The 24,581-nt window shown below is 58.6% G+C and carries 27 protein-coding genes and 1 pseudogene; 15 read left to right on the top strand and 13 right to left on the bottom strand.

The window, feature by feature from the left end; all coding sequences use genetic code 11:
• Window positions 1-513: 513 nt before the first annotated feature.
• Window positions 514-1,737 (top strand): lytic murein transglycosylase, encoded by a 1,224-nt coding sequence (locus tag LC298_RS01375; RefSeq protein WP_131565349.1) that lies wholly within the window; start codon window positions 514-516, stop codon window positions 1,735-1,737.
• Here the strand turns inward: LC298_RS01375 and LC298_RS01370 are convergent.
• Complete coding sequence (locus LC298_RS01370; protein ID WP_317851167.1) at window positions 1,734-2,582, bottom strand: helix-turn-helix domain-containing protein; 849 nt, start codon at window positions 2,580-2,582, stop codon at window positions 1,734-1,736. The two genes, LC298_RS01375 and LC298_RS01370, sit on opposite strands and share 4 nt — an antisense overlap.
• A 150-nt stretch (window positions 2,583-2,732) precedes the next feature.
• On the opposite strand from LC298_RS01370, the gene LC298_RS01365 reads away from it, so the two are divergent.
• Entirely contained in the window at window positions 2,733-3,731 is a 999-nt protein-coding gene (locus LC298_RS01365) for a fatty acid desaturase (RefSeq protein ID WP_131565352.1), read from the top strand.
• On the top strand, window positions 3,724-4,509 hold the full coding sequence (locus LC298_RS01360; protein WP_158284682.1) for a PhnD/SsuA/transferrin family substrate-binding protein: 786 nt from the start codon (window positions 3,724-3,726) through the stop codon (window positions 4,507-4,509). The genes LC298_RS01365 and LC298_RS01360 overlap by 8 nt, the downstream gene beginning before the upstream one ends.
• Here LC298_RS01360 and LC298_RS01355 read toward each other — a convergent pair.
• A complete protein-coding gene (locus tag LC298_RS01355; RefSeq protein WP_131565355.1) occupies window positions 4,506-5,762 on the bottom strand; it encodes a DNA recombination protein RmuC in 1,257 nt (418 codons plus the stop codon). The genes LC298_RS01360 and LC298_RS01355 overlap by 4 nt on opposite strands.
• A gap of 98 nt (window positions 5,763-5,860) precedes the next feature.
• Between LC298_RS01355 and def the strand changes: the two genes are divergently transcribed.
• A complete protein-coding gene (gene def, locus LC298_RS01350) occupies window positions 5,861-6,385 on the top strand; it encodes a peptide deformylase (protein WP_131565357.1) in 525 nt (174 codons plus the stop codon).
• 7 nt (window positions 6,386-6,392) lie between these two features.
• On the opposite strand, the gene LC298_RS17950 is transcribed toward def, so the two are convergent.
• A complete protein-coding gene (locus LC298_RS17950; protein ID WP_263288971.1) occupies window positions 6,393-6,518 on the bottom strand; it encodes a hypothetical protein in 126 nt (41 codons plus the stop codon).
• Window positions 6,519-6,743: 225 nt separating this feature from the next.
• Between LC298_RS17950 and fmt the strand changes: the two genes are divergently transcribed.
• Together fmt and truA are read left to right on the top strand one after the other, a co-directional pair.
• A complete protein-coding gene (gene fmt / locus LC298_RS01345) occupies window positions 6,744-7,676 on the top strand; it encodes a methionyl-tRNA formyltransferase (protein ID WP_131565359.1) in 933 nt (310 codons plus the stop codon).
• 106 nt (window positions 7,677-7,782) lie between these two features.
• The gene (truA, locus tag LC298_RS01340) at window positions 7,783-8,574 is read left to right on the top strand and encodes a tRNA pseudouridine(38-40) synthase TruA (RefSeq protein WP_131565360.1); all 792 of its coding nucleotides are present in this window, start codon (window positions 7,783-7,785) and stop codon (window positions 8,572-8,574) included.
• On the opposite strand, the gene LC298_RS01335 is transcribed toward truA, so the two are convergent.
• Window positions 8,534-9,124: a hypothetical protein gene (locus tag LC298_RS01335; protein WP_131565362.1), complete on the bottom strand. Its 591-nt coding sequence runs from the start codon at window positions 9,122-9,124 to the stop codon at window positions 8,534-8,536. The genes truA and LC298_RS01335 overlap by 41 nt on opposite strands.
• Window positions 9,121-10,320 carry a succinyl-diaminopimelate desuccinylase gene (dapE, locus tag LC298_RS01330; protein ID WP_131565364.1) on the bottom strand — a complete coding sequence of 400 codons (1,200 nt, stop codon included), beginning with the start codon at window positions 10,318-10,320 and terminating at the stop codon, window positions 9,121-9,123. Before dapE ends, LC298_RS01335 begins: the two co-directional genes overlap by 4 nt.
• A 521-nt stretch (window positions 10,321-10,841) precedes the next feature.
• On the opposite strand from dapE, the gene LC298_RS01325 reads away from it, so the two are divergent.
• Both LC298_RS01325 and LC298_RS01320 read left to right on the top strand, forming a co-directional pair.
• The gene (locus LC298_RS01325) at window positions 10,842-11,150 is read left to right on the top strand and encodes a hypothetical protein (RefSeq protein WP_131565365.1); all 309 of its coding nucleotides are present in this window, start codon (window positions 10,842-10,844) and stop codon (window positions 11,148-11,150) included.
• 171 nt (window positions 11,151-11,321) lie between these two features.
• Window positions 11,322-11,897, top strand: a complete 576-nt coding sequence (locus LC298_RS01320) for a transglutaminase-like cysteine peptidase (protein ID WP_131565367.1) — start codon at window positions 11,322-11,324, stop codon at window positions 11,895-11,897.
• An 18-nt stretch (window positions 11,898-11,915) separates the two neighbouring features.
• Here the strand turns inward: LC298_RS01320 and LC298_RS01315 are convergent, their stop codons facing one another.
• Together LC298_RS01315 and dapD are read right to left on the bottom strand one after the other, a co-directional pair.
• A complete protein-coding gene (locus LC298_RS01315) occupies window positions 11,916-12,299 on the bottom strand; it encodes a DUF805 domain-containing protein (RefSeq protein WP_158284683.1) in 384 nt (127 codons plus the stop codon).
• 5 nt (window positions 12,300-12,304) lie between these two features.
• Window positions 12,305-13,159: a 2,3,4,5-tetrahydropyridine-2,6-dicarboxylate N-succinyltransferase gene (gene dapD, locus LC298_RS01310; protein ID WP_131565370.1), complete on the bottom strand. Its 855-nt coding sequence runs from the start codon at window positions 13,157-13,159 to the stop codon at window positions 12,305-12,307.
• Between the two features lie 129 nt (window positions 13,160-13,288).
• Here dapD and LC298_RS01305 point away from each other — a divergent pair, with 129 nt between their 5' ends.
• Window positions 13,289-14,134, top strand: a complete 846-nt coding sequence (locus LC298_RS01305; RefSeq protein WP_131565372.1) for an LOG family protein — start codon at window positions 13,289-13,291, stop codon at window positions 14,132-14,134.
• A gap of 59 nt (window positions 14,135-14,193) precedes the next feature.
• Entirely contained in the window at window positions 14,194-14,421 is a 228-nt protein-coding gene (locus LC298_RS01300) for a hypothetical protein (protein WP_131565374.1), read from the top strand.
• A gap of 59 nt (window positions 14,422-14,480) precedes the next feature.
• On the opposite strand, the gene LC298_RS01295 is transcribed toward LC298_RS01300, so the two are convergent.
• Window positions 14,481-15,185, bottom strand: a complete 705-nt coding sequence (locus LC298_RS01295; protein WP_131565376.1) for a pyrimidine 5'-nucleotidase — start codon at window positions 15,183-15,185, stop codon at window positions 14,481-14,483.
• Window positions 15,186-15,319: 134 nt separating this feature from the next.
• Here LC298_RS01295 and LC298_RS01290 point away from each other — a divergent pair, with 134 nt between their 5' ends.
• Window positions 15,320-15,889 carry a cytochrome P460 family protein gene (locus LC298_RS01290; protein ID WP_223385488.1) on the top strand — a complete coding sequence of 190 codons (570 nt, stop codon included), beginning with the start codon at window positions 15,320-15,322 and terminating at the stop codon, window positions 15,887-15,889.
• A gap of 127 nt (window positions 15,890-16,016) precedes the next feature.
• Here the strand turns inward: LC298_RS01290 and argB are convergent, their stop codons facing one another.
• Window positions 16,017-16,922 (bottom strand): acetylglutamate kinase, encoded by a 906-nt coding sequence (gene argB / locus LC298_RS01285; protein ID WP_131565377.1) that lies wholly within the window; start codon window positions 16,920-16,922, stop codon window positions 16,017-16,019.
• A gap of 96 nt (window positions 16,923-17,018) precedes the next feature.
• Between argB and LC298_RS01280 the strand changes: the two are divergent.
• Window positions 17,019-17,360 (top strand): annotated as a pseudogene (locus LC298_RS01280) (peptide-methionine (R)-S-oxide reductase); the annotation flags it as partial.
• A gap of 3 nt (window positions 17,361-17,363) precedes the next feature.
• On the opposite strand, the gene yihA reads toward LC298_RS01280, so the two are convergent.
• Genes yihA through rpmH form a run of 4 tightly spaced genes read right to left on the bottom strand, consistent with a single transcriptional unit; the run spans window position 17,364 to window position 20,437 of the window.
• On the bottom strand, window positions 17,364-18,020 hold the full coding sequence (yihA, locus tag LC298_RS01275) for a ribosome biogenesis GTP-binding protein YihA/YsxC (protein ID WP_131565379.1): 657 nt from the start codon (window positions 18,018-18,020) through the stop codon (window positions 17,364-17,366).
• Between the two features lie 9 nt (window positions 18,021-18,029).
• Window positions 18,030-19,865, bottom strand: a complete 1,836-nt coding sequence (yidC, locus tag LC298_RS01270; protein ID WP_131565381.1) for a membrane protein insertase YidC — start codon at window positions 19,863-19,865, stop codon at window positions 18,030-18,032.
• A gap of 4 nt (window positions 19,866-19,869) precedes the next feature.
• On the bottom strand, window positions 19,870-20,280 hold the full coding sequence (gene rnpA, locus LC298_RS01265; protein WP_131565383.1) for a ribonuclease P protein component: 411 nt from the start codon (window positions 20,278-20,280) through the stop codon (window positions 19,870-19,872).
• A gap of 22 nt (window positions 20,281-20,302) precedes the next feature.
• A complete protein-coding gene (gene rpmH / locus LC298_RS01260; protein WP_131565898.1) occupies window positions 20,303-20,437 on the bottom strand; it encodes a 50S ribosomal protein L34 in 135 nt (44 codons plus the stop codon).
• A 345-nt stretch (window positions 20,438-20,782) separates the two neighbouring features.
• Between rpmH and LC298_RS01255 the strand changes: the two genes are divergently transcribed.
• The 3 genes from LC298_RS01255 to LC298_RS01245 are packed head-to-tail and all read left to right on the top strand — an operon-like array spanning window position 20,783 to window position 24,534.
• On the top strand, window positions 20,783-21,544 hold the full coding sequence (locus tag LC298_RS01255) for a TVP38/TMEM64 family protein (protein WP_223385487.1): 762 nt from the start codon (window positions 20,783-20,785) through the stop codon (window positions 21,542-21,544).
• A gap of 50 nt (window positions 21,545-21,594) precedes the next feature.
• Window positions 21,595-23,022, top strand: a complete 1,428-nt coding sequence (locus tag LC298_RS01250; RefSeq protein ID WP_131565385.1) for a dihydrolipoyl dehydrogenase family protein — start codon at window positions 21,595-21,597, stop codon at window positions 23,020-23,022.
• Window positions 23,023-23,043: 21 nt separating this feature from the next.
• Entirely contained in the window at window positions 23,044-24,534 is a 1,491-nt protein-coding gene (locus LC298_RS01245) for a sensor histidine kinase (RefSeq protein WP_131565387.1), read from the top strand.
• The last annotated feature ends 47 nt before the right edge of the window (window positions 24,535-24,581 follow it).

Here is a 24,581-nt window from a genome sequence, read left to right as displayed (position 1 = left end):
CTTACGGCCGGGCCCTAGCCTTCAGCTTTTCGGCCGGTCCCACGGGACCGCGAGCCGTGGCCGGGAGGCGGGTGAGCAGCCGGCGGGCGGTCGATCCGATCGCACCAAACATATTCATAGAAGCGTGACGACGACCGCCCGCTTCCCATCGCGCCATGACGCCCCGGTTGGCGAAGCCGATCCGGGACAGCGAGTCATGGCCAGCAGGAAAGTATCAATGGCCAGACCGGCATCGGGGCGTGGCAACGGAGAGGCGCGTCTCGATGATTAAGTTTTCCGCGGAAACCAAACCCAAGTTCGTCATCCTCGGGCTTGACCCGAGGATCCATTCCGGGGCGCTCAAACGATGGGCAGCATGCCAATCTTCTGGCCAGCAAGATGGACCGATGAGGGGGAAGGCGAACGATAACGGGGCACAGTACCAACACCCTGCCACGCCACTGCGCGGCGACACTCCCGCCCTTTTCATTCCGCAACGCGCTGCTACCCTCCACCCGAATCGAGGAGACCCAGATGATCCGCATCACCGCCATTCTCGCCGTTCTTTTGACCACGACCGGCGCATTCGCCCAGTCCGGGCTCCAGGCGCAATACGCGGCCTTTCTCGAAAACACGATATGGCCGGCGGCCAGAAGCGCCGACGTCTCGCGCGCCACCTTCGATCGCGCAATGAGCGGCAAGACGCTCAACACGAAGATACCCGGCCTTGTGACGCCGGGTTCGTCCGGAACGCCGAGAAAAATGGGACAGGCGGAATTCAGCGCGCCCGCGAACTATTTCAATGAGAGCAATCTCGGCTCAGTCGCCGCGACCGGCCGCTCGCTTGCGAGAAAACATGCCTCCACCCTGGCGGCCGTTGAGCGCCGATATGGCGTCCCGGGCCGGATCGTTCTTGCGATCTGGGGCAGGGAGTCCGGCTTTGGCCGGGTGAACATTCCCCACGACGCATTCGAGGTGCTCGGCACCAAGGCGTTCATGTCGACACGGCCGGAGCTTTTTCAGGCCGAGCTCGTCGCCGCGCTTCAGATGGTCGAGCGCGGCATGGCGACGCCCGGCACCATGCGCTCCTCCTGGGCCGGCGCGCTCGGGCAGCCGCAGTTCCTGCCCTCTTCTTATCTCAAGCACGCGGTCGATTTCGACGGCGACGGGCGCGCGGACATCTGGAATTCGGTTCCGGACACGCTCGCCTCGATCGCCGCCTATCTGAAAACCTTCGGGTGGCAGAGCGGCAGGGACTGGGGCTTCGAGGTGACCGTGCCGGAGATGATTTCCTGTTCGATGGAGGGGCCGGACCGCGGAATGAAGATCGCCCATTGGGCCGATCTCGGCATAAAGCGCGTTTCCGGAAAGCCCTTCCCCGCGGACGAGCGCGGCAGGGAGGGTTTCCTGCTCATGCCGGCCGGGCGCTCCGGGCCGGCTTTCATCGTCACGCCGAACTTCTATGTCCTCAAGGAATACAACGAGAGCGATCTCTATGCGCTGTTCGTCGGCCATGCCGGTGATCGCATCCAGTGGGGTGACAGCCGTTTTTCCGGTGGCTGGAAGCGCACGGATCCACTTCTTCGCTCGGATATCGCGGCGATGCAGCGGGTGTTGGAATCAAGGGGCTATGATGTGGGGGGCGCCGATGGCCTGCCCGGCTTCAAGACGCGCCGTTCCATCGGCGAGTGGCAGCTTTCCAATGGTCGCGCGCCCTCCTGCTTTCCTTCGTCATCGCTGGTGTCGGCGATCCGCTAGGTCGTATTGTCCCGCAGGGCTGCGATCCAGTCTGCCACTTCGTGCGCCTGCACATTAGCCGCGCGGATCAGGTTGTCGAAATGGCGGGTGAGCGCCGTCACCCCCTCCTTGGCATTCAGGACGAGGTACATATCGCCTATATAGACCGTCGCCCTCAGCGGCCCGAACACCGTGTAGGGTGCCGCGAAATTGACCTGCCCGTCATAGAGGTAGAGCCGGAAGCTCGGATAGAGATCGTCGATCAGCTTGGCCATGTGGTCCAGTTGGGCCATGCGCGCCGGTTCGGCGAGGTCGGACCACGTGCCCGTGCCTTGCGCGAGATCGACGAGGCGCTGCATTGGCATGCACACCTCCATGTCGGTTTCCGGCCTGCGGGTATAGGCGAGCCGGTTGTTTGCCTCGTCGATCCGCGATGCGAGCGTCCGCTTGTTCTCCCGGCTCTCGTAGGAAATGACGGCGTCCGTGCGCAGCAAGTCGGGAATTGTCGTCGGAATGTACCGGATCTTGGTGCCCGCGGCTTCCGTGTGCCATTCATAAAGCAGCGTCGTGTCTTGCCCGTTCTGCGCCTCTTCCAGTTCCAGCGACGGCTTGATCGCCGCGGTCACGTCCTCGGCCTGGCTGAGTCCGAGCAGCCAGTCGAGGCTCACATCACAGGTCGAGGCAATGCGGATGAGCGTCTCGGCGCGCGGAAGCCGTGTCACCTCTTCGGACAGCAACTGCGAGAGCGCCGACCGGTCGACGCCTATCTCCCGTGCGAAGCCCGAACGGTTCCGCCCGGACCGCGACAGCAATTGCTCCATGCGGTCCCGAAACAGCCGTGATGCGTCTCTCTTGTCCAAACCCATCCGAAATGTGCCTTTCGGGGCATTAAAACAACTAGTGATGATATTAGTAAACATATAAGCGATTTGATGCGCAAATGCTCATGAAATTCACCATTCCCTCATAGGCATTGGGTTCGCCTTGCTGCTTAATCGGCGTGCAAGGGGCGAATCATGTTGTTTTTTAAGCAGTTGGAGTGGCCGACGGTCGGGATGCTTTGCTTGTGCTACGGCGTGTGGGGCGTCGCGGGACTGGCGGTGTATCCGTCGCACCCGGTTTTAGCGCTGGCGATCATGACGGTCATGGTCGCATTGCACGCTTCATTGCAGCACGAGGCCCTGCACGGGCACCCGACCCGCAATGCCTCGGTCAATGAACTCCTGGTCGCCCTGCCGCTCGGCGTCTTCTACCCGTATCGTCGCTTCAAACATCTGCACTTGCACCACCATCGCGACGAGCGCCTGACCGATCCTTATGACGATCCCGAAAGCTGGTATCGCGCGGCGCGGGATCACGGCCGCCTTTCCCGTCCTGTCAAGTGGCTTCTGGAGGCAAACAACACCCTGCTCGGCCGGATCGTCTTCGGCCCTGCACTGATGGTCCTTGGTTTTTTGGCGACCGAGCCTGCGCGGCTCATGCACGGCGAGCGTGGTGTGCGCCAGGCCTGGCTTAACCATCTTGCCGGCCTGTCCTGCCTCGTCTTTATCGTGCACGGGGTCATGGGAATCAATTTCGCGCTTTATGAGGCGACCGCGGCCTATGGCGGACTGTCGCTGATTGCCATCAGAACTTATTGTGAACACCGCTGGGCGGAAGCAACCGACGACCGTACTGTCATTGTCGAAAAGGGCGGGCTCCTCGGCCTGCTTTTCCTTAACAACAATCTTCACCTTGTTCACCACAAGCTTCCTCGCGCTGCATGGTACGTCTTGCCTTCGCTCTACCGCGCCCGGCGCGATGCATGGCGGGTCGAGAATGGCGGCTACGTCTTTGCCACCTATTGGGACATCATCCGCACCTTCGCCCTTCGCCGAAAGGAACCGGTCGTGCATCCGGCCCTGGGCCGGGTCGGACATTCTGCGCCGGGTGCAAGCTTCCATCCCTCGGGTCCGCTTGCAGGGCCGCAGGTCGGATGCGGCGCAGTCGTGCCCGCAAAGCCTGACCATGGTTGAGACCGTTTCGCTAACTCCACCCGGTAGACCAGCGTGGTCGCGTCTCGCGGCAAGGGAACTTGTCGGCCTGCCCATGTATGACTGGCCGGAAAACAGGGCCGCGACCGATGCGCGCTGGGATGTCTTGCGTCCCGCGCTGCGCAGGGAGGGGTTTGACGCGCCCGACAAACTAGATCGCACTGTGGACCCCGCCTCGCTATGGACATCGCCTTCATTGCTTCTGGGCGAGACATGCACTTACCCGTTTGCCACCACGCTGGCAGGAAAGGTGCGTTATGTCGCGACCGCGGTTCATGCCGCCCCGGGTTGCGGACGCGGGACATACAGGAGCGTTATTGTGAGACGGGTTGGAGGAGGCGGCACGGGGCTTCCGCGATTGGCCGGTCCCTCCTTTGATCGCTGGGCCGTCGAGGGACGGCGGGCGGCAAACAGCGCAGATTCCCTTTCCGGCTTTGTTGCGCTCAATCGCGACGCCGAGCGGCTTGGAATCGCATTGGAAGGACGGACGGTCAAATGGACCGGATCACACCAGGCTTCGATTACGGCGGTCGCTAGCGCAGAAGCCGATTTTGCGGCGGTCGACTGCGTTTCTTGGCATCTGGCTCGACGGTTCGATGCTGCCGCGTCTTGCTTGTATGTGGCGGGTTGGACAGCAACCCGCCCGGCCTTGCCGTTCATTACCGCGCGTGAGCGATCCGGCGAAGAGGTTGAGCGTCTCCGTCGAGCAATAACATCGGCGATCGATGCGGTGATTCTCGACGACCCGCTGGCCTACTAGGCTTCACCTGGATCAGAATCGACGACCCGAAGCCGCAACTGGCCGGTTTTGCTGTCGGCGGATGGGCCTGGTGTCTGCTGGGGCGCTTTTTCGCTGGTGGCGGCGTGACGATCGCCCTCGAACTCCAGCGCCTCGATTTTCTGACCGCGCCGCGTCACCTTGCCTGACGACACCAGAATGTCGTCGATATCTCTTTGGGCCTGGCTGAAATGGGTCTGCAATTTGTGGACCCGCTCATCGAGGCGAACGACGTCCTCCATCAACCGCAGCACTTCCGATTGAATGAGATGCGCTTGCTCCCGCATCCGCGCATCCTTCAGCAGCGCCTGAATCACCTGAACGGAGAGCATCAGCAGCGAGGGAGACACGATGACGAGGCGCGCCTTGTGGGCGCGCTGGACGATCGCCTCATGGTTCTCGTGGATATCGGCGAAGATTGATTCCGACGGCACGAACAGGAAGGCAGTGTCCTGAGTTTCGCCGGTGATGAGATATTTCTCGGAAATCGCCTTGATATGCACATCCATGTCGCGGCGGAACTGTTTGGAGGCTTCGGCGCTCGCTGCGGGATCGGAAGCGCCTCGCAGCGTGTTCCATGCCTCCAGCGGGAATTTTGCGTCGATCACCAGCGCCGGGGAGTCGTTCGGCATATGAATGAGACAATCCGGGCGGCTGCCGTTTGAAAGAGTTGCCTGGAAGGAATAGCCGTCCATAGGCAGACCGTCTGCGATGATCGCTTCCATTCGCGCTTGGCCGAACGCACCGCGCGTTTGCTTGTTTGACAGGATAGACTGCAGCTCCACCACCTGCCCGGCCAATTGCTGAATGTTGTTCTGCGCCGTGTCGATAACCGCCAATCGTTCCTGCAGCCGGGCGAGGTTCTCGTGCGTAGATTTTTGTTGATCGCTCATCGACTGGCCGATCCGGCTCGTCATCGAGTCGAGCTTCTGTTGGATCGTCTGGTTCAGCTCCGACTGGCGGGAACCGAATATCTCGGCCATCGATGCCATTCGTCCTTGCATCTCGGATTGCGCCTTGAGGATCTCGCCCATACGGGCTTCGCTCTCTTGGGCCCGGCGTGCGGCATCGTCACGCTCCTGAGCGTGGCGCCGCGCGGTCGCCTTGCCTGAGGCCACCAACACTGCAGTGAGCAGACCGAACAGCACGCCGAATACTGCCAATGCGAGCCCGAGCGTAATTGGGATATCGCCGATCACGACGAGCGGCAGCGAGATTGCTTCGTTGAAATCCATGCTTCGAAACTAGGCGATTCGCGCGGCGCTGTCAGATAAACACGAGGTGCTTCGCGAAGATTGACGGAGCAACTGCCAGTGCTTAGGTGAGCGCTATCATGGCAGTTAAACCCTTAGTCCTTCTTCCCGATCCGATCCTACGCAAATCATCCGCGCCGGTCGAACGCGTCGACGATCAGTTGCGGCGCTTTGCTGACGACATGCTTGAGACCATGTATGACGCACCTGGCATCGGTCTCGCAGCGATCCAGGTCGGCGAACCGCTGCGCATGCTCGTCATCGACGTGGCGAAAGAGGACGAGGAAAAGAACCCGCAGGTCTTTATTAATCCGGAGGTGGTGGCCACGGGTGACGGCTTGTCGGTCTACGAGGAGGGATGTCTTTCTATCCCGGACTATTACGCGGAGGTCGAGCGGCCGGCCAACGTCACCGTCAACTATCTCGACAGAGAGGGGCGCGAGAAGTCGCTTGAAGCCAACGGAATTCTGGCAACTTGTCTCCAGCACGAAATTGATCACCTGAACGGTGTACTGTTTATTGATCACATTTCGAAATTGAAGCGCGATATGGTCGTGAAGAAATTCACCAAGCTTGCAAAGCAGCGCGGCTCAACGAGGCTTTAGTTTGGCGCTAAAGGGCGACCTCAACGAGGTATCCGATGCTGCGCATTGCGGAAATGCCAACGCCTGTGGCGACGACGAACGTGCCTGCGAATGTGAGCGTTGCGCGTGAAACCCAGATGAGCGGGCGGTCCACCGGTATCGCCTTCCACTTGTCTTGTGTCCCGCCCGTGAGTGCGGTGGCTGCTGGACTCGGCGCAACCTGTTTTGGTGGCCTAAGGCCAAACGCTGTGCGGGTCATGTCGATAACCGCCTCGTAACCAATAACCTAGGGACCTAGTTAACCTCATTGCCTGTCAAATTTGCCTTTATAATTTCCCCGGGATTTTAACGAAATGCCGGATACGGGGAGGAAACTGCAGTGAGAATTATTTTCATGGGCACGCCGGATTTCGCGGTCCCGACACTAACCGGGCTGGTCGCTCAAGGTCATGACGTGTGTGCCGTTTACAGCCAGCCGCCCCGCCCGGGCGGGCGGAGAGGTTTGGGGCTTACCAAGTCGCCTGTACACCGGCACGCCGACGCTTTCGGCCTGCCGGTTCGCACGCCCTCCAGCCTTAAGTCGGAAGACGAGCAATCCGCATTTCGCGACCTTGAAGCCGACGCCGCAGTCGTCGTTGCATATGGACTCCTCCTGCCGGAGCCTGTTCTGGAGGGAACGAGGCGGGGATGTTTCAACGGTCACGCCTCGTTGTTGCCGCGCTGGCGGGGCGCAGCTCCGATTCACCGGGCAATCATGGCAGGCGACCGGGAGAGCGGGGTGATGGTCATGAAGATGGATACAGGCCTCGATACAGGAGATATCGCGCTCGAGGACCGGACCCCGATCGGGCCGGATACGACGGCAGGCGAGTTGCATGACGCGCTCGCACAATTATGCGCCGATCTCATGGTGCGCGCCATGGCAGCGCTCGAACGCGGATCGCTCACCCTGTCTCGACAGCCCGACGAGGGCGTGATCTACGCCAAGAAGATTGCGAAGGATGAGACCCGCGTCGACTGGCTGCGTCCTGCGGAGGTCGTTCACAATCACATTCGCGGCCTGTCACCGGTACCGGGCGCTTGGTGCGAGATGCGATTTGACCACAAGTGGGAGCGTGTGAAACTGTTGCGAAGCCGACTGGCCAAAATTGAACAGAGTCATGCAGCCGGATCAGTCGTGACCGACAATGCCCGTATCCAGGTCGCATGCTTGGAGGGCGCGGTCGAACTTCTGGCCTTGCAAAGAGCGGGCGGCAAGCCCATGCCGGCGGCCGATTTGCTCCGCGGTGCGCGGTTGATGGATATCAGATAGCCGCACTACCGGCTCTTACCCGTCATTTCACCACGGGAGGCAATATGGACTCAGTGATGGACTGAAGCTACAGCACAGCCCTCGAAGCGACGTTTCCCAAGGTCTCATGCCACGCTACCGCCTGACAGTTGAATACGACGGGACACCCTATGTCGGCTTCCAGCGCCAGCGGAACGGATACGCGGTGCAGGAGGCGATTGAACGGGCCATCGGGAAGTTCACACAAGAGGATGTCACGCTCCATGTTGCAGGGCGCACCGATACCGGCGTCCACGCATTGGGTCAGGTCTGTCATGTCGACCTCGCGCGTGACTGGGGGGCCATCCGCGTCATGGACGCGACCAATGCGCACCTGCTGGATGCGAACGAGCGTGTCGCGGTCATCGACGTCGAAAAGATGGACGAGACCTTTCATGCGCGCTTCTCGGCCACCACCCGCCATTACCTCTATCGGATTATAAACCGCCATGCACCGATACCGCTTGAGAGGGAGCGCGCTTGGTGGGTCAAGAAACCGCTCGATGTCGAGGCGATGCAGGACGCCGCCTGGGTGCTGATCGGTACCCACGACTTCACCACCTTTCGGGCTGCGCAATGTCAGTCGAAGTCGCCGGTCAAGACGCTTGACGAAGTCTCGTTCTCGCGTTCGGGTGAATTGGTCGAAGTCCGGCTCTCCGCGCGCAGCTTCCTGCACAACCAGGTTCGCTCGATCGTGGGCACATTGAAACTCGTTGGTGAGGGCCGCTGGACGAAGGAGGATGTGTCTGCGGCGCTGAACGCCCGCGTCCATCAGCGTTGCGGCGCGCTGGCGCCGTCGCACGGCCTTTATCTGACCAGGGTTGGCTACGATCACGCGTTCACGCCGTTGGATACATCCCAGCCAATTCGTAGAGCGTGACTGCGAGCGGAAAGGTAATCATCGTTTCTGCGGCCACGAAACCGATTGCTATTCCTACCGACGTGTCGAGGGCGGTTCTGGTGATGCGAACCGAAAACCAGAGTATGAGCGCCAGCATGAAAAGCGTGAGCCAGCCGACGATGTCGGAGGCACCGCTGAAAACCTCGGACAGCGGCACGACCACGAAGAGATAGCTTGCCACTGCGGCTAGCCAGTTCCGGGCGATGATTAGATGCGGGAAGCGGCTAGCAAATCCCAGAGGACGCAGCGCCATCGCCAGAGCGATGATCGGAAGGATCCAGAAGATGAGCTCAAGTAGGGCCATCCGCGCTATGAGCGAGGCCGTCGAACCTGCGACGCCTTCGATTTGCATCCGGTGGGCCTCAACGACCCAGGCGAACAAGAGGGCGGGAAAGGCGGCGGGAATGGCCTCGAAGGAACGCCAGAACCCGTCGCCTGAGATGTCCATATCACTGATCGCGCGCTGCTCACCGCGAATGATACGAACAACGCAACCGATATGGTGGAAGGCGTAGTCGAAGAAATTCATTTGCTCGCAAACCAGTTCCGGATCATTTGGCCGTAAATTTCGGTCAGCGTTTCGAGATCCTCGATCGCTACGTTTTCATCGACCATATGCATTGTCTTGCCGACCAGCCCGAATTCCACCACCGGACAATAGTCCTTGATGAAGCGGGCGTCGGAGGTGCCGCCCGAGGTCGACAGCGCCGGCGATCGTCCGGTGACGGCTGCCACCGCCTCCTTGACTATCCTGATGAGTGTTTCGTCATGCGTCAGAAACGCCTGGCTGGGCTGTTCCTTCCACAGGACTTCGTACAAAGCGGAACCTTTCCGTTCCCCACTGTGCAAGGTTCGCATAGCTGCGGCTCGCTCCAGCCGGCGCTCGAGTTCCCTTTTAAGACTGTCGGGGGTCCATAGGTCGTTGAAGCGGACGTTGAATGACAGTGTGGTCTTTCCCGGTATGACATTGACCGCCGAATTACCGGTGTCGATCGACGTGATTTCGAGATTTGTGGGTTGAAAATCCGGCGTGCCTTCATCCAGGGAAGGGCTCAAGAGCCCCGTCGCCATCTGGACGGCGCTCCGAACCGGATTGTCGGCAAAATGCGGGTAGGCGACATGACCCTGAACGCCCTTGATGACGACCGTGGCGGACAGCGAGCCGCGCCGTCCGATCTTGATCATGTCGCCGAGAGCTTCCGGATTCGTCGGTTCCCCCAAGATGCAGGCATCCCAGCGTTCTCCGCGTTCGGCTGCCCACTTCAACAGTTTTACCGAACCGTTGAGGGCCGGCCCTTCCTCGTCTCCGGTGATCAGGAACGAAATTGAGCCGGGCAGCGTGCCGTTCGCCTCGAGATGGCGTGCCAGCGCGGCAACAAAGCACGCAATTCCACCCTTCATATCGACGGCGCCGCGCCCGAACATCAACCCGTCTTGAATATCGGCGGAGAAAGGCGGATGACTCCATACTGCGTCGTCGCCGACGGGAACGACATCAGTGTGGCCTGCGAACATCAGGTGGGGTCCGGTTCTTCCATACCGCGCATAAAGATTTTCGATGTCGGGAGTCCCTGCCTCAGTAAAGACGGGGCGTTCGATCTCGAATTTTAATGGCGCGAGCATCGCCGCGAGCGCGTCTAGCGCACCGCCTTCGGCTGGAGTGACCGACGGGCACTGGATGAGGGTTCGAAGGTTGGATACCGGGTCGACGGGACGCGAACTCATGATGCTGCTGTATCGGCGTCGTCGCGAGGCGTCAACGGACGGTCTGGTGGACACATGCCGGTGCAAGTACTCCCTTGTATCGGGGGGTGTCGCGATCGTAGTTCGCGCAGTCTGGGTTCTGCAACGCGTGCTGACGACGCACTTGCCGTCACGCCAGCGATCACGAACGTCCCGAATTCGGTCACGCGATTGAGACCCGATTTCACGATGGAGCGAGCGGTCAAGGCGCTTCTAGGGCTGGGTGCCGCAGGATCACTGGGTTTTGATATAGCGCCAAGTAGATAACCTATTGAAAATAGGAGATTCTTAAAGACTGAACGCAAATCGCGTTTCACGGCTGCGACACAATGGGGTGAGCCGTCTCACATTTCTGTTGTTTGTTTGAGAGCGGAACAAAAGCCAATCTCATGGACATCGGTGCGGTCATCGAAGGTCGGAATCGCAGATGCGCCTCGGACTTGACCGGCCCGAGAGAAACAACCGGCAGAACTCCCGCTGGCGGAAACACGAGGAGAAAAGATATGAAAACGTTCATGCTTGCAGCAGCAGCGATCGCAGTCGCCCTACCCGTATCAGCTCTTGCGGATTCCAGCGCGCTTGACGTCTACACACCGGAGCCTGTCAATCGCGGGTCAGTCGACTTCACCGCCACCGCATCCATAGGCGAGCGTCTCGCTACCGTTCATCGCGGCCGGCTTGGAGACGGTTCTCCACGCTATATGACGTTGCAATCTACGGTTGACTTCAGCCCAACTGCCTCGATTGGGCGCGAAGCGCGCCAGGATGCGTTTCGCGGACGCCTTGGGGATGGTTCACCCTTCTACTACTAAAACGAACCCAGCAACATAGATCTGGGCGCGTGCTTGTCACGCGCCCCTTGTGTTTGGTGAAGGGCAGAAAAGGCGATTATCAAGGAAACGTGAAACCAGAGATTTTGCAAGCGGTTGCGTTTTTCGAGGCGGCAAGACATCTTACGGCGACGTAAACTGGGGTAATCTGACATGAAGTCTTTCCTGCTGACTGCCGTATTGATGGCGTCCAGCGCAGTGCCGCTAAGCGCCCAGGCAGCAACTTGGCTGAAAACAGGAGGCGCGACGTCGAAACCCTACGGACACGTGGCATACTGCCGGGGTCGGGCGTCAGACTGCCGGGCGCATGGCGGTTCGGGGCGCTTGGCGCCTAGCCGCATGCAGATGCTCCAGAGCATCAACACCAGCGTCAACAGGGCGATAAAACCGGTTTCGGACTCGAAACTTTACGGCAGGCGTGAGGTGTGGAGCTTTCCCACCGACGCCGGAGATTGCGAAGATTATGTTCTGGCCAAACGTGCGGCGCTTTTGCGGAACGGATACAAACCCGGCGATCTTCTTATTGCGGTCGGCCGCAAGCGAGGTGAAGCCCACGCCGTGCTGGTCGTTCGAACAGTCGATGGCGATTTTGTGCTGGATAACATGGAAGACCAAGTAATGCCGGTTAGACGTGCTGGAATGCGATTCTCCAAGATCCAGTCTCCGGTGGATGCGGGCAGTTGGGTGAAAGTGACCGGCAAGACGAGCAATCCGTCTATCCTCAAGTGACTGCTTTGCAGCAGGACGTCATTTTTTAGGAAATGGCGGCGGTCCGTGCTCGTTGGTCTCTTGGCTCGGCGGCATAGCTGCAAGAAAGAGGAACGCGATCAGCGAGATTGCTGGAATAAGTAGGCAGATTGCGAGAATGCCTGGCATTCCCAGATCGTGCAGCCGTTTTACGGCGAGAGCGATGCCGGCCCATGCGCTGGCAAGCCAGCTTGCCATAAGAACCAGCGCCCAGAGCGCGCCCATAGGATCGTCTTCCGGTGTGCCGATAATCTGTGAAATGACTGCCGCCTGGACGAGGATCATCAGGAGCGCGGCAAGGCCAAAGCTCTTCCGGCCGATCCTGCCCTTGAAACCAAACAGGACCCATCGCACGGTCACCGGGTGATTTGCAGTCGGCTTCACCGGCCTCAGTCTCTGAGAAGCTCGTTGATGCCGGTCTTCGAACGTGTCTGTTCGTCGACAGTCTTGACGATGACTGCGCAATACAGATTTGGTCCCCAATTTTCCCCCGGCAGATTCTTCGAGGGCATCGAGCCTGCGACAACGACCGAATAGGGCGGGACTTCCCCGATATGGATCTCGCCGGTCTGGCGGTTCACGATCTTGGTGGACTTGCCGATGAAAACCCCCATGCCGAGAACCGCCCCCTCGCGCACGATGCACCCTTCCACAACCTCAGAGCGGGCGCCTATGAAGCAATTGTCCTCGATGATGGTGGGTCCCGCTTGCATGGGTTCCAATACCCCGCCTATGCCGACGCCGCCGGACAGATGTACGTTCTTCCCTATCTGAGCGCATGAGCCCACGGTCGCCCACGTATCGACCATCGTCCCCTCGTCGACATAAGCTCCCAGATTGACGAAGGAAGGCATCAGGACAACCCCTTTTCCGATATGTGCGGATCGCCGGACGATGCAATGAGGCACTGCGCGAAAACCGGCACTTCCGAAATCCTCCGCGTTCCAGCCGTGGAACTTCGAAGGAACCTTGTCCCACCAGACGGCATCGCCCGGTCCACCTTCGATGACTTCCATTGGATTTAGCCGGAACGACAGCAGGACTGCCTTTTTCAACCACTGATTGACGGCCCATGACCCATCTGTTTGACGTTCCGCGACACGCGCCTTGCCGCTGTCGAGAAGATCGAGGGCCGCATCGACGGCGTCGCGGATTTCACCCCGTGTAGAGGTGGAAATCCCCTCGCGCTCTTCGAAGGCTGCCTCGATGATCGGTTCGAGCGTTGCAAGATCGTGAGCGGTCATAAACTGTTTCCTTAAGGATGGATCGGTTATGCAGGCTGTTCCGGCATGCCGTGTATCGCGAAGTCCCTACGCGATGCGGACTGTTATGGTCAATCTGTGCCGGCGCAAGGACGGCAACGAGGTGAAGGAATGAGCGCAAAGCGAAACCGGGATATCTGGGATCCCCTTGTCCCGTCCCATCGGGATATGGACCGGGCGAAAGCAGTGCCCGAGACGCCGCAGACGAACGCCGCTGCGTATCGATTGGCATATGATGACGAGGACTTCCTCTGCCGCGAGGAACTCCGCCCGGTTCGTCTTCAACTCGAATTGATGAAGCCTGAGCTTTTGCTACAGGAGCGCGGAATCAAATCCACGGTCGTGCTGTTCGGCGGAGCCCGAATTCCGGAACCTGGTGGCCTCGCATGGGCAGCCAAGAACGAGACCCAGCGACGCAATCTGGAAGCGAACGCCAAATATTACGACGAGGCACGCACCTTCGCGCAGCTTTGCTCACGCTATTCATCGACGACCTATAATCGTGAGTTCGTGGTGGTGACAGGCGGTGGACCAGGCGTCATGGAGGCGGGTAACCGTGGCGCGGCCGATGTCGGTTCTTCGTCGATCGGCCTCAATATCATTCTGCCTCACGAACAGGCGCCCAACGAATATGTGACGCCCGAACTCTGCTTCAATTTCCATTACTTCGCCATCCGCAAGATGCATTTCCTGATGCGAGCAAGGGTAATTGCCGTATTCCCGGGCGGTTTCGGCACGATGGACGAACTTTTCGAGTCTCTGACGTTGATTCAGACCGGCAGGATGGAACGGGTCCCCATCCTCCTTTTCGGCAAGGATTTCTGGACCAGGGCCATCAATCTCGAATTTCTCGCGGAACAGGGCACGATTTCGCCCGCCGACACCGAACTGTTTGAACTGGTGGAGAGCGCCGAAGAGGCTTGGGGAAGTGTACGCACCTTCTATGATCTGGAATGAAATGCGGAACGGTAGGCTGCATTGAGCGTTAAACCGAATTACGACTCACGGAGAACGTGATGAAAAAGCCCGCCGAACAGATCACCGAGGATGACGTGGTCATCGAACACCAAGAGCGGCTACGCCGCGAAGTTCTCGAACACCACGGCGCGACACTACGGGATATCGATCAGGATACGCGCAGCATTGGCCGGATGCAGTCCGCGAAGCCTGGGAAGAAATCGCGAACAGAAAGAAGCCTTTGCGAGGTTGCAGAAAAGGCAAGGCGCGCACCGCGCGACGGATAACGGCTTCGTTTCCCGGTTTCACCGGTTATATTATTGCCGGCGCGAACGCGCCACTGCCTCTAAAGGGACTGGGCTACGCCTCTCAGGAAACCTGCAAGATCATCGGTCACATGATCGACATCGCCGCGCTGCCGATCAGATTCCCAAATTTCGGCGAACGTAGGTTCAAAATTATTTGGGACCACGAGGATGGTGGTCATGCCCAACTCCTTCGGCACCACCAGATTTCGGGCGAGATCCTCAAACATCGCCGCTCGGGTGCAGTCGACTCGATACAGCGCGCGGAATTTGTCATAGGACTCCGAAGCCGGCTTGGGAACCAGGTCGGCAGCCACCACGTCAAAGATATCATCGAAGTGATCCAGGATTCCCAGTTGCCGCGCGGTTCTTTCGGCGTGGCCCTTATCGCCATTCGTGAAGATGAACTTCCGGCCGGGAAGATCACGGATCGCCGCGCCGAGCGCGGGATCGGGGTCGACCCAGCTGTAGTCGATGTCGTGGACCTTCTCGAGAAAGTCGTCAGGATCCACCCCGTGATGCTCCATCAGACCCTTTAATGTGGTCCCATATCGCAGATAGAAATCCTTCTGAACCCGTCGCGCCTCTTCCCTTGGCAGTTGCAACAGCTCCGAAACATAACCCGTCATCCGTTGGTCGATCTGAGAAAACAGATTGCTGTGGTGCGGATAAAGGGTGTTATCGAGATCGAACACCCATTCCCGGACATGGCGGAACGACGACGAGTTGGTCGAGGAAGTTTGCATTTTCTCCCTATGGCAGGAATCGGGGCGTGCCGAAAGGCGTCCGTTCTGTCACGGACAGGTGATGGATCGTGACACATCGCGACCGTTTTCCGTGCGATCTTTCCACTCCGTACAACCGAGGGAGGAGCAACATCATGCGCATGAAAAACTTGATTGCCACGCTTGCGATTGGCGGGGTCGCCGTGCTTGGCGTCACTGGGGGCGTATACGGCCAATCCGGCCCGCCATTCGGCCAGGCGGAGGATACTGATTACGCTGCGAAACTCTGGTCGGTGATGGAGGAAATGGGGCTTGCAGGCGTTACTGGTGAAAATGTCATACGCGGGTTCCCATATGAGGGTATCGAGCCGCACGGTTTCGTTCTGGATACGCTATACGCGACCGCGACGATTGACGGCCATTCCGGCGCCTTGGTGGTGAAGCGCAATTACGGACCTGAAGGGGTAAGTGTCGAGGAAGTACAGGCCGACGCGGCAGGTCATCTCGCCGCCCTGACGGTCATGTTCAAGCGTGAAGACGGCTATGACGACGAAAACAGGAATTGGTTTTGGGCAAAGTACCTGCCCGATGGATCGCTCGACAAGAACCCTGCGGGTGTCGAACTAGCTGGTCGGGTCGTTAAGGGCAATGCGGAGGCAGGCTGCATCGCATGCCATGCGTCTGCGGGGGACGACATGCTTTATACGACAGACCACATCCAGTAACAGATTCCCGACTTATCCCGAAGGCAGACCTGTATAGGCCTCCCCTACCGAGTGCGGCGTGAAGACCACAAGGACTTCCCGCCGCCTTGCGTGCAAACCGACCTCTGAAGTCAGCGTACGGCCGCGCTTAGGCGTCGTTCACGATGAGGGTTCCCGCCCCGTGCTCGGTGAAGATCTCGAGTAGCACGGCATGAGGCACCTTGCCGTTCACGATGACCACGCCCTCCACGCCCCGGTCCAACGCATCGATACACGTCTCGACCTTCGGTATCATCCCCCCGGAGATCGTTCCGTCTTTGATCAGCCCCCGGGCCTCGGAAACGGTCAATTCTTTGATCAGTTCGCCTTGCTTGTCGAGGACGCCCGGTACATCCGTCAGGAAGAGTAGGCGCGAGGCGCCAAGCGATCCCGCAATGGCGCCCGCGAAAGTGTCTGCGTTGATATTGTAGGTATGTCCGTCCCGCCCAGGCGCGACTGGCGCAATGACCGGTATCATCTCAGATTTTGCAAGCAGGTCCAGAAGCGTGCGGTCCACTTCGACGGGCTCACCCACAAAACCAAGGTCGAGAATGCGCTCGATATTACTGTCGGGATCGGTCACGGTCTTCTTTGCTTTTTCCGCAAAGACCATGTTTCCGTCCTTGCCGCACAGGCCAATTGCCCATTCACCCGCCGCGTTGATCATCGCGACGATTTCCTTGTTGATGGAGCCGGCCAGCACCATTTCGACAATTTCGACCGTTGGCCTGTCGGTAACCCGCAGTCCGCCTTCAAATTTGGATTCGATCCCCATCTTCTTGAGCATCGCCCCGATCTGCGGTCCACCCCCATGCACCACGACGGGATTGACGCCTGACTGCTTCAGCAACGCTATATCCTGGGCAAAGGCCTCTCCCAGAGAAACATCACCCATGGCATTTCCGCCATATTTCACGACAACGGTCTTGTTCTCGTAGCGCTGCATGTAGGGCAGCGCCTGCGCCAGAATCCGTGCCTTCGCCTCGGGCGTCGTGGAGGATTTTTCCTTACTCATGAAACGGCGTTCCAATGCTGGCTTTCCTTCGGCGGGTTTTCGTCTATCTCTTCGCTTGACCAAGAGCAATTGCAGCGACAGGCCGACGAAGCAGTCGAAGGCACAGACCAGCCATGGTTGGTCGGGTATGGATTGTACGGCCGCGCAGCCTTTGCCCGCGAGAGGTGCGCCGGGATCTCTCGTTGCGCCGGCTGCAACTTGCCGGTCTACCCGTCCGAAGCCAAATACGACAGCGGACTGGCTGTCCGAGTTTTACGGATGCACTACCGGACGCCGTCGCGACAGAAACCGAGTACAACCTGATCTATCCGCACCGAAGTTCATTGCCACCATTGCAGCGGGCATCTCGGACACATATTCGACGACGGCCCCGAACCCACGGATAAACGCCATTGTCTGAATGGCGTTGCGCTCCAATTCAAGCCGGTCGAACTCTAGCAATTATGTGCTCGCGGCCTCGAGCATCGCCGCCCGCAACTCGTCTATTCCGGTGTTCTTCTCTGAAGAAGTCGCCAGAAGTACCGGAAAGGCCGCCGGCCGTTTTTTAATTTTCGCTGCGGTTTCGGCAATGACGCGCGGCACACCGGCTTCCTTTATCTTGTCGATTTTCGTCAGAACGACCTGATAGGACACCGCTGCCTTGTCGAGCAGGTCCATGACCTTCTCGTCGTTCTTCTTCACTCCATGACGTGCGTCGATCAGCAGATAGACCCGCTTCAGGGTTACCCTCCCGCGCAAATAGGCGAAGACCATCTCCGTCCACTGATCGACCTGCGATTTCGGGGCCTTCGCGAAACCGTAACCCGGCATGTCGACTATCGCCAATGGTGGCAGATCTCCGTCTGCTCCCGAGTAGCCGCTCGGCACGAAGAAGTTCAGTTCCTGGGTCCGCCCCGGCGTATTGGATGTCCGGGCAAGGCCCTTCCTTGAAACGATTGCATTGATGAGCGAAGATTTGCCGACATTGGAACGCCCGGCAAACGCCACCTCCGCCGGACCTTCCGGCGGAAGAAACTTCATCGACGGGACGCCACGGATGAAATCCCACTGGAGTGGAAAATCCGTCAGCGCCGAGGCGTGTTTCGATTCGGCGGGCATGAGATTTTGCTATTCAGCCGCGCCGGCCTTGTTCTTCCGACGAAACAGGCCTTGTAGATTGTTCCAAAGTTCGATCTTGGCACCGTTTCGTTTCATGATCACGCCCTGCTGGATAATCGACAGCGTGTTGTTCCAGGCCCAATAAATAACCAACCCCGCCGGGAACGTTGCCAGCATGAAGGTGAAGACAACCGGCATCCAAGTGAAGATCATTGCCTGCGTGGGGTCCGGCGGGGTCGGGTTCATGCGCATCTGCAGGAACATCGTTATTCCCATTAGCAGCGGCCATACGCCAAGCATCAAAAACGAACCGAGCACCGGAACGGCTGAAGGATCGTAGGGTAGCAACCCGAACAGGTTGAAGATCGACGTTGGATCGGGTGCGGAAAGATCCTGAATCCAGCCGAAGAAAGGCGCATGGCGCATTTCGATCGTGACGTAGAGAACCTTATAAAGCGCGAAAAAGACCGGAATTTGAATGAGCATGGGCCAGCAGCCGGCAACCGGATTGATCTTTTCCGTCTTGTAAAGATCCATCATTGCACGCTGCATTTTTTCGCGATCGTCCCCGTAGCGCTCCTTGATCTCTTGCATCTTCGGCTGCATGACCTTCATGCGCGCCATCGAGGCGTAGGACATGTTGGCAAGCGGGAAGAAAACCGCTTTCACGATCACCGTTGTGATGAGAATGGCGACACCGAAATTGCCGAACAGATTGTAGAGCCAGTCGAGCAGATAGAAGAGCGGCTTGGTGATGAAGTGGAACCAGCCCCAGTCGATCATCAGTTCGAATTGCCGGATGCCCCGCTCCGCTTCGTAATTGTCGACGATGGAGGTTTTCTTCGCGCCGGCAAAAAACATGTGGGTGAACTCAACCGACTGACCGCCGTTAATCATGACCGGGTCGGTTAGAAAATCTGCTTGATAGCGCGTGCGGCCTTCAGCGAAGTAGGAGTACCGCGGCTGAAAGGAACTGCCCTGTTGCGGGATCAGGGCTGTCGCCCAGTATTTGTCAGTGATTCCGAGCCAGCCGTCGGTGGACTTGCCGGGAATGACTTGACCGTCATCCTCGATCTCGTTGAACGTCAGTTCCTCGAGCCCTTCCTCACCAGTGACCCCGATCAAACCCTCGTGCAGCACGAAGATTGGCTGCTTTTCCGGCCGGGAGAACCTGGTGACACGACCATATCCCTGAATTCCGATTGCACCGGCGGAGCCGTTGGTCACCACGTCCTCGACGTCGAACATATATTGGTCATCGACCGAAATTGTCCGCTTGAAAACGATACCGTTTGAAGCCTCGTAGGTCAGCTCCACAGGGGTAGTCGGGGTCAGAGTTGCGTCCCCTTCCACCCGCCAGACGGTGTCAGGTCCTGGAGCGCCTTCGAAGCCGGTATAACCGAATTCGCCAAAGTAGCCGTTTGCTTGCCCTGACGGGGCGAGGAGCGTGACGATATTGGAGTTCTTCTTGAGCGTTTCCTTATAATCTTTCAGTTGCAGCGTGTCGAAGCGTGCCCCCTTGAGATTAATGGAGCCTACAAGCGTTGGCGTGTCGATAATAATCCGCCCGGCGTCGACGTCGACCTCGGTCGATGTTGATACACCCGGACCGGACGGCGCATCGGTGAAGGTTCCATCGATTGTAGCTTGAGGCAAAGCCTCCCCCGGCGCTTGGTCTGCGCTGGTGGAGGCCGGTCGATCGGTGTCGACCTGCTGCTCTTTCTGCGTTTCGAGTTGCGCTTGGCGTTCGGCCTCTATCTTCGGCCCAATGTAAAGATACTGCCACGCCGCCAGGATAATGACGGAGAGAATAATCGTGATCAAAAGATTTCGGCTGTTCTCCATCGCGTCAGGTCCGGTCCTTCTCTGCACTGTCACGCCAGCGCTGCAGTTTAAGATTTGCCTGCTTAAGGGCTGAAGATATGTCAGCGCACAGGGCTTCGAAGGGCGCGTGAAGCGCCTTGGATGTTGAGACGATCACATAGTCATTTCCGTCGGCCATGTCACCTGCGGCGTGGGTGCGTACCGCCTCCCGCAAACGCCTCTTGATACGATTGCGTCTGACAGCGTTTCCGTTTTTCTTCGAAACGGTCAGACCGAGACGTGGTCTTCCTCCCTCGGAACGGCAGGCCGCCTCCAAAAGAACATATGCGCCGCGAACTCTCGTTCCCCGGCGCACACTCAGAAATTCCCTGCGATGTCGTAGCAACCCGTAGCTTGGCGGAGCATCCGGCACGGCGTTTTTAGCCGGTTCCGGCATGGGGCGAATATTTTGGTCGAAATTAGGCCGACAGACGCTTGCGGCCCCGCGCTCGGCGCGTGGCAAGTACCTTGCGGCCACCGGGAGTAGCCATGCGAGAACGAAAGCCGTGACGGCGTTTGCGAACGAGTTTCGAGGGCTGATATGTGCGTTTCATCATCGTACCCGTCCAGAAGGACGGTCCTTGGTCTCAATTCATCTCAAATCGGAAGCTCGATGAGCGGGTCAGGACAATAAGCCAACCGCGCCGGATACGTGCCCGAACGTGGCGCGCTTATGATAGAAACATCCGATCAAGTCAATGCCCGCAGCACATTGTGAGCTCTCCACCGGCCCCGCTGCTGCATTCGGCTGATGGTTAGGTCTGTGTGATGTGTTCGTGTGCATCAAGGCATTGTGAATTGTTCTTTATCGTCAAGCTCATCACATGCAAGCAGATCTACCACCTCACGGGACCCAACGCGGTGCCAAATGAGCCAGTTCTGCTATGAGGAAGCGTTGCGTGTCCGATGAAACGATATCGATGTCTCAAGACCCCAAAGCCGCGCCGGTAACTAAACGCGATGGCGCGTGGATGCGCTTCTTGCCGCTCGCTGTCATCTTGACGGGGCTCGCGATCGGATACGCGATGGGGTGGCACCAATATCTCAGACTTTCCTATCTAGCGGAAAGCCGGGAAATGCTGCTCGACTTCGTTTCAGACAACTATGTCCTTTCGGCAGTGGGCTTCGCTCTTCTCTACGCACTTGCGGTGGCCTTCTCGTTTCCAGCCGCGTCCGTCTTGACGATTTTCGGCGGCTTTCTGTTTGGCTGGTTGATCGCTGGTGCTCTTGTTGCGATTGCCGCGACAGCGGGCGCCACAACGTTGTTCCTGGCTGCGCGCAGCGCGGTCGGCAGCTTCTTGCGCGAGCGGGTCGGCCGAAGGACAACGAAGCTGGCCGATGGATTCGAAGAGGATGCTTTTAGCTATTTGCTGGTTTTGCGGCTCGCGCCCATATTCCCTTTCTTCGTTGTAAATATCGCACCGGCGCTCTTCAACGTGCCGTTGCGTACGTATGTTGCAGCTACGTTTCTAGGGATACTTCCCGGCACGTTCGCGTACGCGTACCTTGGTCAGGGCGTGGATAGTGTGCTTGTCTCCGCGCGACAAGCTGGCACCGAGATTTCGGTTAGTGATCTTGTGACGCCCGAAATAACCATCGCTTTCCTTGCTCTTGCTACTGTCGCCGCGATACCCACCGCCGTAAAGCGGCTCCGCAGATAGCACTCAGCGCAACTGCCGATGTCCGATCGCGCCAATACTGGAGAAAATGTATGCCCGAAGTCCTGAAGCCCGACATCTGCGTGATTGGCGGGGGATCAGGAGGCCTTACCGTAGCTGCTGCCGCTGCCGCGTTTGGAGTCCCGGTCGTACTGGTCGAGCGCGGAAAAATGGGCGGCGACTGTCTGAACTACGGCTGCATTCCCTCCAAAGCAATGATCGCCGCTGGCAGGGCGGCGGATACAATGCGACATGCAGCGAACTTCGGAATTCGCTCAGTCGAACCAGAGGTCAATTTCGGCAAGGTCCATGAACACGTCCACTCGGTGATCGAAGCCATCGCCCCGAACGACTCGGTGGAGCGTTTCGCCGCCCTTGGCGTCAAGGTCATCGAGGACCATGCGCGATTTACCGGCCCTGCAACCGTCGTGGCAGGCGGGTATGAGATCAAGGCACGCCGGTTCGTGATCGCTACTGGTTCGGAACCGTTCGTCCCGCCAATTCCTGGCCTGGATGAAGTGCCGTATCTGACCAACGAGACACTCTTTGAGCAGACGCGCAAGCCGGTCCATCTCATCGTCATAGGCGGAGGACCAATCGGCATGGAAATGGCGCAAGCGTTCCGCCGATTGGGTTCAGAGGTCACGGTGATCGAGGCTGAAAAGGCTCTTGGGAAGGATGATCCCGAATTGGCCGAGATTGTTCTTGAGCGGGTGCGCGCCGACGGGGTTGTCATTCGCGAAAATGCGAAGGTCACTGGCGTGGAAAAGAGGAATCAGTCGTCGGTGATTGTTCGCTTCGATACTGATAACCGAGCCGAAGATGTACGCGGCACTCATGTGCTTGTGGCAACGGGTAGGTCCGTAAACGTCGACGGGCTGGGACTTGGCAACGCGGGTGTCGATTACGATCGCCACGGCATAAAGGTCAACGACGCCCTTCGAACATCCAACCGGCGGGTTTACGCGATCGGCGATGTTACCGGCGGCCTGCAGTTCACTCATGTTGCGGGCTACCATGCGGGGTTGGTCCTTCAATCAATTCTTTTCCGCGTTCCGGGGAAGCAAAATCGGGGCATCATCCCGGTAGCGACTTATACCGATCCGGAACTGGCTCAGGTCGGTCTGACGGAAGAGCAGGCAAGAGTACGAGATGGCAATATCCGAGTGTTGCGGTGGCCGTATGCCGAAAATGATCGTGCACAGGCCGAACGAAAAACGACCGGTCTGTTGAAACTTGTTACCGACAAGAAGGGGAGGGTGCTAGGTGCGGCAATTGCCGGCGCCGGTGCGGGGGAGATGATCAACATTTTTGCTCTCGCGATCGCCCGGAAAATGACGGCCTCGGACGTTCGCGGATATGTTCCGCCCTATCCAACCATGGCAGAGATCGGAAAGCGTGCGGCGACGGCCTATTACTCGCCAATGACACGCAATCCCTGGGTTCGGCGGATAATCGGCTTTTTGCGCAAGTTCGGTTAGGCTGGAGAAGGAGGTTTGCGAATGGAGAATGCGAACGGCCTGACATCGGAACCGCGGATATCTGAGCCGCGCAGGCGCCTCTCCGCTAAAATCCTTCTGCTCACGATCCTCTTCGTCATGATAGCGGAAGTGCTGATATTCGTGCCGTCAATGGCGAATTTCCGGATGAACTGGCTTAGCGAAAAGCTCAACATCGCCGCTGCCGCGAGCGTTCTCATCTCCTCGGACGCGGATCTGGAAGTGCCGCTTAAGGTGCAAGATGACGTGCTAATGGCGACCGGAGCGAAGGCGATCGCCCTCAGAATCGGCGATCGGGCGAAGTTCATCCGGCTGAGCGACGAAATTCCGCCTCTGTACGCGCATGTTCAGGTCACCGATTTTAGCGCTTTGGTGGCGATTCGCGATGCTTTCGATACCCTTCTCTTCGGAGGAGACCGGTACATTCGCATCTACGGTCCGATTGGAGAAAGCGAAAACCACATTGAGATGATCTTGTCCGAGGTTCCGTTGCGGGACGCCATGCTGATATACGCACGCAATGTGGCGATCCTGTCGCTGATCATCTCCCTGATCACTGCCGGATTGGTGTTTATGGCAATCAACCGGATTGCGATCCGCCCGATCCGCCGCATGACGAGAAGTATGTTGCAGTTCTCGAGGACACCGGAGGATCCCGGAGCAGTTATCACGACCTCGAACCGAAACGATGAGTTGGGCATCGCCGAGCATGAATTAGCCGCCATGCAAATCCAGCTCCAAGGCACTCTAAAGAGCCAAAAGCGCCTTGCTGATCTCGGCCTCGCAGTCTCCAAGATCAATCACGACATGCGCAACGTTTTGGCTGCTGCCCAACTGATGTCTGACAGGTTGTCCTCGGTGAGCGATCCCGCTGTCCAGCGTTTCGCGCCGAAACTGGTTCGCACCCTCGACCGCGCGGTCAGCTATTCGGAGAATGTACTCTCATACGGACGAGCTGGTGAAGCGGCCCCCAAGCGCCAACGCATAAGGCTTGCCTCAATCATCCATGATGTTGAGGAATTGCTCGGCATCGACCCGGATTCGGGGATCGAATTTTCGGCCAGCGTTTCCGATGATTTCGAGCTCGATGCGGATTCCGACCAGCTCTTCCGGATATTGATGAATCTCTGCCGAAATTCGGTCGAAGCCATGCGATCCGTCAGGGAGCCGGCGACCGTGAAGCGGCTCTCCATCTCGACCGCGCGGATAGGAACCACAGCCCTCATCAGTATCGAGGATACAGGCCCGGGACTACCTGCCAAGGCTCGTGAAAACCTCTTTTCAGCCTTCAAAGGCTCTGCCCGCGCGGGCGGTACCGGACTTGGGCTCGCCATTGCGCATGAACTCGTCGCGGCACATGGCGGATCACTCGAGTTGCGCGACGATCGCGCGGTAGGCGCGCATTTCGAGATTCGCCTTCCCGACGCGCCGGTATCGCTCGTGGAGGAACGTGAGCGACGCAATCAGTCCCCGGGACTTCCATCACACCGGTGAATGCGCGGTTCAATTTTCTTGGCAAAATCGCTTGAAATCAAGACGAC

Source organism: Oricola cellulosilytica, assembly GCF_019966575.1.
In the GTDB taxonomy this organism is placed as follows: Bacteria; Pseudomonadota; Alphaproteobacteria; order Rhizobiales; family Rhizobiaceae; genus Oricola; species Oricola cellulosilytica.
This window is presented reverse-complemented; position numbering and strand designations above follow the sequence as displayed.